This window comes from Shigella sp. SIG6 (genome assembly GCF_053555815.1).
The window spans coordinates 1-7733 of the sequence record NZ_JBQZXC010000146.1 but is presented as its reverse complement, the minus strand read 5'-3'; the positions used below and the strand labels follow the sequence as shown (position 1 = coordinate 7733).

The 7733-nt window shown below is 44.8% G+C and carries 6 protein-coding genes; 4 read left to right on the top strand and 2 right to left on the bottom strand.

From position 1 onward, the window contains the following. Positions 1 to 898 (bottom strand): DUF262 domain-containing protein (locus ACUU1M_RS17395; RefSeq protein WP_044141224.1); only part of this gene is annotated, 898 nt, incomplete at its 3' end. Between the two features lie 277 nt (positions 899 to 1175). On the opposite strand from ACUU1M_RS17395, the gene hsdR reads away from it, so the two are divergent. From hsdR to symE, 4 genes are all read left to right on the top strand, one after another. Further along, a complete protein-coding gene (gene hsdR, locus ACUU1M_RS17390; protein WP_000819009.1) occupies positions 1176 to 3608 on the top strand; it encodes an EcoAI/FtnUII family type I restriction enzme subunit R in 2433 nt (810 codons plus the stop codon). A gap of 66 nt (positions 3609 to 3674) precedes the next feature. Then, positions 3675 to 5144, top strand: coding sequence for an N-6 DNA methylase (locus ACUU1M_RS17385; RefSeq protein ID WP_449144706.1), 1470 nt, complete (start codon positions 3675 to 3677; stop codon positions 5142 to 5144). Further along, entirely contained in the window at positions 5144 to 6805 is a 1662-nt protein-coding gene (locus tag ACUU1M_RS17380) for a restriction endonuclease subunit S (protein WP_134799722.1), read from the top strand. Before ACUU1M_RS17385 ends, ACUU1M_RS17380 begins: the two co-directional genes overlap by 1 nt. Before the next feature lie 220 nt (positions 6806 to 7025). After that, entirely contained in the window at positions 7026 to 7367 is a 342-nt protein-coding gene (symE, locus tag ACUU1M_RS17375; protein WP_000132640.1) for an endoribonuclease SymE, read from the top strand. 46 nt (positions 7368 to 7413) lie between these two features. Here the strand turns inward: symE and ACUU1M_RS17370 are convergent. Beyond that, positions 7414 to 7733: DUF5655 domain-containing protein (locus ACUU1M_RS17370; RefSeq protein ID WP_449144705.1), on the bottom strand; the 320-nt coding region annotated here is incomplete at its 5' end.

The window sequence follows — 7733 nt, the reverse complement described above, 5'->3', positions numbered from 1 at the left end:
AATTTTTTGCAGAATTAACCAACATCAGTGACATAGCAATAGCATCTCCATCAAATTGCTGCTGGAGATTTTCAATAAAAGCTTCAAAACCTTTTTGTAACACCCTGTCACGATCTTTTTTCTCGGAAAGCTTATGAAGAGTAAGAAATTTATCAAGCCGTCTCACTCCAACCATATCTTCAATTTGCGACCATGCTGATTCTATTTGCTCTGATTTTTTATTATGTGTAGAAGCTGATTCAAACAGTGCATTTTTTAAAAGATCTGCATTACTTAGAGGTAAACCTCGACTATTTAATACATTAAAGAGTCTAAATGATGATGCGAAATCATCTGTTTGCACAAATACGATATATACATTTTGCAAAATATATTTAGCAAGCAACTTCAACTCATCAACAGATAACCGCAACAAATAATCTCTAATTGTTTCAGCGTTGCTAATGAATACTAAATCAGTATCCGATGGCTTTTCAGGCTTATAATCTTTAGAATCCTGCAGTATATAATATTTATAAAGATCATACTCTTTTTTTCTAACAATTAGTCTTGGTTCATCTGTTTCATCAGAATAAACATCAATAGGTAGAACTCTTTTTTGCAAATCATCTTTTATCCCCTGAATCGGGATGATTTTTTTTAGCTCGGAGACAATAATGCTTAACGTTGTAAGACGTTGTTGTCCATCTACAACTTCATACTGATTTTGCCCTTTATTGATACAAATCATACTCCCAATAAAATATTCATTCTCTTCTGATTGAGAGCTTTTATAAATGTCATCAATGAGTTGCTCTGCATTATCTACCGTCCAACTGTAAGGACGCTGATAAGAAGGAATAATAAACTTTTTGTTTTCAGTAAGGATATCCTGCACCTTACATTCTTTAGCTTCCATTTCATATACCCAATCAAACAATCAACAATAACATTATCTTTCTTGCTCGAAAGAAACGCAACTATAAGATTTTTATATATTTTGTTAGAGTTGATATGGTTCCTGTAACTTCTGTTTATCTGTCTCTGATATGCCCAGATTAATTCAAGCAAGATATAACAGAGATATCAATGTGATCTCTGCTACGTACTTTACGTTGAAACACCGCCCTAAATCATAGCCAGGCTATTGATTTTATGTACAATCAGAATCGTCCTGATAAAAGCGAGAACACCCCATGGCGGAACTGAACCTAAGTAACCTGACGGAAGCAGACATCATTACCAAATGCGTTATGCCAGCCATTCTCAATGCAGGCTGGGACAACACAACGCAAATCAGACAGGAGGTCAAACTCCGGGACGGTAAAGTCATCGTACGTGGTAAAGTTGCGGCACGCAGAACGGTAAAATCTGCTGACATCGTGCTGTACCACAAGCCAGGCATTCCCTTAGCCGTGATTGAAGCAAAAGCCAACAAACATGAAATTGGCAAAGGGATGCAACAGGGCATTGAATATGCGCACCTGCTGGACGTTCCTTTTGTTTTTGCCACCAACGGTGATGGCTTTATCTTCCGCGATGCCACCGCAGCCGAAGGTGAATGCCTTGAAAAGCAAATAACGCTGGATGACTTCCCCTCCCCCGCTGAACTCTGGCAAAAATTCTGCCTCTGGAAAGGATACACACAAGCTCAGCTTCCGGTGATTACTCAGGACTATTACGACGATGGCAGCGGCAAATCGCCTCGTTATTATCAACTTCAGGCAATCAACAAAACCATTGAAGCCGTCTCCAACGGGCAAAACCGCGTTCTGCTGGTCATGGCGACCGGAACAGGGAAAACCTATACCGCATTCCAGATCATCTGGCGCCTGTGGAAATCAAAAAATAAAAAACGCATTTTGTTCCTTGCCGATCGCAACATTCTGGTCGACCAAACCAAAAATAATGATTTCCAGCCATTTGGTACGGCAATGACCAAAGTCAGCGGACGCACCATTGATCCCGCTTATGAAATTCACCTCGCGCTCTATCAGGCTATAACTGGCCCGGAGGAAGACCAAAAAGCGTTTAAACAAGTCGCACCAGATTTCTTCGATCTGATCGTGATCGACGAATGCCATCGCGGCAGCGCATCCGAAGACAGCGCCTGGCGAGAGATCCTTGATTATTTCAGTTCCGCCACCCAAATTGGCTTAACCGCCACGCCAAAAGAGACGCATGAAGTCTCCAGCACAGATTACTTCGGCGATCCGGTTTACGTCTACTCACTAAAAGAAGGGATCGAAGACGGCTTCCTCGCTCCTTATAAAGTTGTCCGTGTTGATATTGATGTCGACCTGCAAGGCTGGCGCCCAACCAAAGGGCAAACTGACTTAAACGGCGAAGTGATTGACGATCGTATCTATAACCAGAAAGATTTCGATCGCACGATGGTGATCGACGAACGCACAGAACTGGTTGCCAGAACCATTACCGACTACCTCAAGCGCACCAATCCGATGGATAAAACCATCGTCTTCTGTAACGACATCGATCATGCAGAACGTATGCGCCGCGCCCTGGTTAATCTCAACCCGCAGCAGGTGAAAAAGAACGACAAATACGTCATGAAAATCACCGGCGATGATGAAATTGGCAAAGCTCAGTTGGATAACTTCATCAACCCGAAAAAACCGTACCCGGTTATCGCGACCACTTCAGAGCTGATGACCACTGGTGTGGATGCTAAAACCTGCAAACTGGTAGTACTAGACCAGAACATCCAGTCGATGACCAAATTCAAGCAAATTATCGGTCGTGGTACACGCATCGACGAACGTTACGGCAAACTCTGGTTTACCATCCTCGACTTTAAAAAAGCCACCGAACTGTTTGCCGATGAGCGTTTCGATGGCATTCCCGAAAAAGTCATGGATACCACACCAGAGGATATCGCCGATCCAGAATCTGATTTTGAAGAGAAACTCGAAGAAATCAGCGAACATGACGACGAACAGGTAACAGGCGTTGATGAACCGCCTGCGCCACCATACCAGGTTACCGATACCGATGATGTCGGCCCATTTCCGGAAGAAGACGAGAAGAAAATCCGCAAGTTTCACGTCAACGGTGTAGCGGTGGGCGTTATTGCACAGCGCGTTCAGTATTACGACGCCGACGGTAAACTGGTTACCGAATCCTTTAAAGATTACACCCGCAAAACACTGCTCAAAGAATATGCCTCGCTGGATGACTTTACCCGCAAGTGGCAGGACGCCGATCGCAAAGAAGCGATCATTCACGAGCTGGAGCAACAGGGGATCATCTGGGAAGTACTGGCAGAAGAAGTCGGTAAAGATCTCGACCCGTTCGACATGCTTTGCCACGTAGTGTATGGTCAGCCGCCGTTAACCCGCAAAGAGCGCGCCGAGAACGTGCACAAGCGGAACTACTTCACAAAATACTCTGAAGCAGCGCAAGCCGTGCTCGATAATCTGCTGGATAAATACGCCGATGCGGGCGTACAGGAGATCGAAAGTATTCAGGTGCTGAAACTTAAACCATTCGACAGCATGGGCACCTTACCGGAGATTATTAAAACCGGATTTGGCGACCGTAACGGGTATAATCAGGCGCTCAGCGAGCTGGAAAACGAAATCTACCAATTACCGCCCCGCTCTGCTTAACAACTCTCTTTTGCGCCTTCTGCAACCATCATGTTGCAGAAGGCCTTGTTTTTCATGGAATACAACATGTCTATCAGCTCAGTAATCAAATCATTACAAGATATTATGCGCAAAGATGCCGGTGTGGACGGCGATGCGCAGCGTCTCGGTCAGCTCTCCTGGCTGCTGTTTTTGAAAATCTTCGATGCCCAGGAAGAGGCGCTGGAACTGGAGCAGGATAACTATCAATATCCGATCCCACAGCGTTATTTGTGGCGCAGTTGGGCCGCCAACGCGCAGGGCATTACCGGTGATTCCCTGCTGGAATTCGTTAATGATGATCTGTTTCCGGCGTTGAAAAACCTCACTGCGCCTATCGATAAAAACCCACGCGGCTACGTGGTGAAGCAGGCGTTCAGCGATGCCTATAACTATATGAAAAACGGTACGCTACTGCGCCAGGTGATCAACAAGCTGAACGAAATTGACTTTACCAGCGCCAGCGAACGCCATCTGTTTGGTGATATTTACGAACAGATCCTTAAAGATCTGCAATCTGCGGGCAATGCGGGCGAATTCTATACTCCACGCGCCGTCACTCGCTTTATGGTGGATCGCGTTGATCCGAAACTCGGCGAATCCATTATGGACCCGGCCTGCGGTACGGGCGGTTTTCTTGCCTGCGCGTTCGATCATGTAAAGAACAAATACGTGAAGAGCGTCGCCGATCATCAGACACTGCAACAACAGATCCACGGTGTTGAGAAAAAACAGCTTCCGCACCTGCTGGCGACCACCAATATGCTGCTGCACGGCATTGAAGTACCGGTACAAATTCGTCACGACAACACCCTGAATAAACCGCTTTCCTCCTGGGATGAGCAACTGGATGTCATTGTTACCAACCCGCCGTTTGGTGGCACGGAAGAAGACGGTATTGAGAAGAACTTTCCGGCAGAGATGCAAACCCGCGAAACGGCGGATCTGTTCCTGCAACTGATTGTGGAAGTACTGGCGAAAAACGGTCGTGCGGCGGTGGTATTGCCGGATGGCACACTATTTGGCGAAGGTGTTAAAACCAAAATCAAAAAGCTACTTACCGAAGAGTGCAACCTGCATACCATCGTGCGTTTACCGAATGGTGTGTTTAATCCCTATACCGGCATTAAAACCAACCTGTTGTTCTTTACCAAAGGTCAGCCAACCAAAGAGATTTGGTTCTATGAACATCCGTATCCGGCGGGCGTGAAAAACTACAGCAAAACCAAGCCGATGAAGTTTGAAGAGTTTCAGGCGGAGATCGACTGGTGGGGTAACGAGGCCGATGGTTTTGCCAGCCGCGTCGAGAATGAGCAAGCGTGGAAAGTCAGCATTGATGACTTGATTGCGCGCAACTTCAATCTGGATATTAAAAACCCACATCAGGCGGAAACCGTCAGCCATGATCCGGACGAACTGTTAGCGCAGTATGCAAAACAGCAGGCGGAGATCCAGACGCTGCGTAATCAACTGCTCGATATTCTTGGCGCTGCGCTGTCTGGCAAGGAGGTTAACTAATGAGTGTGGAAAAGCTGATCGTTGATCATATGGAAACCTGGACCTCGGCGTTGCAAACCCGTTCCACCGCCGGGCGCGGCAGCTCCGGTAAGATTGATTTGTATGGTATTAAGAAATTGCGTGAGCTGATTCTGGAACTGGCGGTGCGCGGTAAACTGGTGCCGCAGGATCCGAATGATGAACCGGCGTCGGACCTGCTGAAGCGTATTGCGGCGGAAAAAGCAGAGCTGGTGAAGCAAGGCAAAATTAAAAAGCAAAAACCACTGCCAGAAATTAGTGAGGAAGAGAAGCCGTTTGAATTGCCGGAGGGATGGGAGTGGGTGCACCTCCCTGATATTTATTGCTCAATTTCTGAGTCATCTAGAAAAATAAAATCCTCCGAAATACTACCTGAGGGAAAATATCCTGTTATCGAGCAAAGCCAAGAATTTATTTCTGGTTATTGCAACAATGAATGTCTGTTAATAAAGTTAAATAATCCAGTTATAGTTTTTGGTGATCACACAAGGAATATTAAATTTATTGATTTTGATTTTGTTGTCGGCGCTGACGGTGTGAAGATTTTATCACCTATATTAATTTGTGAGCGTTTCTTTTTTTGGCTGTTACGATCATTTAAATTAGATGTAAGAGGATACGCGAGACATTTTAAAGTATTAAATAGCTGCTTATTTGCATTACCCCCCATTGCAGAACAAGAGCGAATAGTTGAAAAAGTTAGCTCTTTGATGTCCCTCTGCGACCAACTAGAACAGCAATCCCTGACCAGTCTGGACGCACATCAGCAACTGGTTGAAACCCTGTTGGGAACGCTTACAGACAGCCAAAACACCGCGGAACTGGCTGAAAACTGGGCGCGTATTAGCGAGCATTTCGACACCCTATTTACCACCGAAGCCAGCGTGGATGCGTTAAAACAGACCATTCTGCAACTGGCCGTAATGGGCAAACTTGTGCCGCAGGATCCGAATGACGAACCCGCCTCTGAACTGCTCAAACGTATTGCGCAGGAAAAAGCTCAATTGGTGAAAGAAGGGAAAATAAAAAAACAAAAACCACTGCCGCCAATTAGCGATGAGGAAAAACCGTTTGAACTTCCGGAAGGGTGGGAATGGTGTCGTATTGGTAATATAGTTAATATTAAATCTGAATTAGTATCACCAAAAGATTATTTAAATTTATATCAAGTAGCACCTGATATTATTGAAAAGGGCACTGGGAGAGTGATATCAAAGAGAACAGTGAAAGAATCAGGAGTCAAAGGGCCAAATAGTCGCTTTTATAAAGGACAAATTGTTTATTCTAAAATCCGCCCGTCATTATCCAAAGTTTTTTTAGCAGAGTATAATGGTCTTTGCAGTGCTGATATGTATCCATTAGACTGTTACATTAATCCAAATTACTTATTGAAATATATCCTTTCCATTCCATTTCTTATGCAAGTCAAAAAAGCAGAGAACAGAATAAAAATGCCAAAACTTAATTCTGACAGTTTTTACAATATTATTGTTGCGATTCCCCCCTATAATGAACAACAAGCAATATTTGATAAGATAAATTCTATTGAAGCAGTATGCAATGGTCTTATTTCTTATATTGGGATTTATCATAAAACCCAACTGCATCTTGCAGACACACTCACTGACGCAGCGATAAACTAATTCCCTCGCCCTCACAAAACCAATAAAGCGGCTAAATAGCCGCTTTATTCACATCACCAAAATTTATATTTCACGCTAATTTTCATCTTATTTTCATTAATTTTTAGCTGGACTTTCCCTGTATTTACTGATGATATATCCAGGTATTTAGCACGGTGCGGATGTGCGCCAACACACTCGCACCGCTAATCACAATCACTATTTATAGAGAATAGTAATCATGACTGACACGCATTCTATTGCACAACCGTTAGAAGCAGAAGTCTCCCCGGCAAATAATCGTCAATTAACCGTGAGTTATGCGAGTCGTTACCCGGATTACAGCCGTATTCCCGCCATCACCCTGAAAGGTCAGTGGCTGGAAGCCGCCGGTTTTGCCACCGGCACGGCGGTAGATGTCAAAGTGATGGAAGGCTGTATTGTCCTCACCGCCCAACCCGCCGCCGCCGAAGAGAGCGAACTGATGCAGTCACTACGCAAGGTGTGTAAGCTGTCGGCGCGTAAACAAAGGCAGGTACAGGAATTTATTGGGGTAATTACAGGTAAACAGAAAGTCGCCTGATACATTGACCCGGTAGCGCCAGTGCTACCGGGTATTATTCGCCGCGTTATACCAACGCGCTCTCCATCTGTTTTTCAAATGCCTGACGAATTAATCCCATAATGTAAGGAAGTTGTGCGAGGTCGCTGAAACCAATTTCTACATCGCCATTACCCCAGCGCCCAACATTTGTCACATCTTTGGCAATACCTTTCGGATCGACCAGTTCATGAAACTGCATATTAAGCGACAATCGCAGTCGGCTTTTTTGCGGCACAACATCAACAAAATTCGTTTCCGCTTTAAACGCAATATATAGCTTCAATACTTCCTGCGTGATCCCTGCGTCCAGGCGCATAACTTCATCGCGAAGATGATCGAATAACA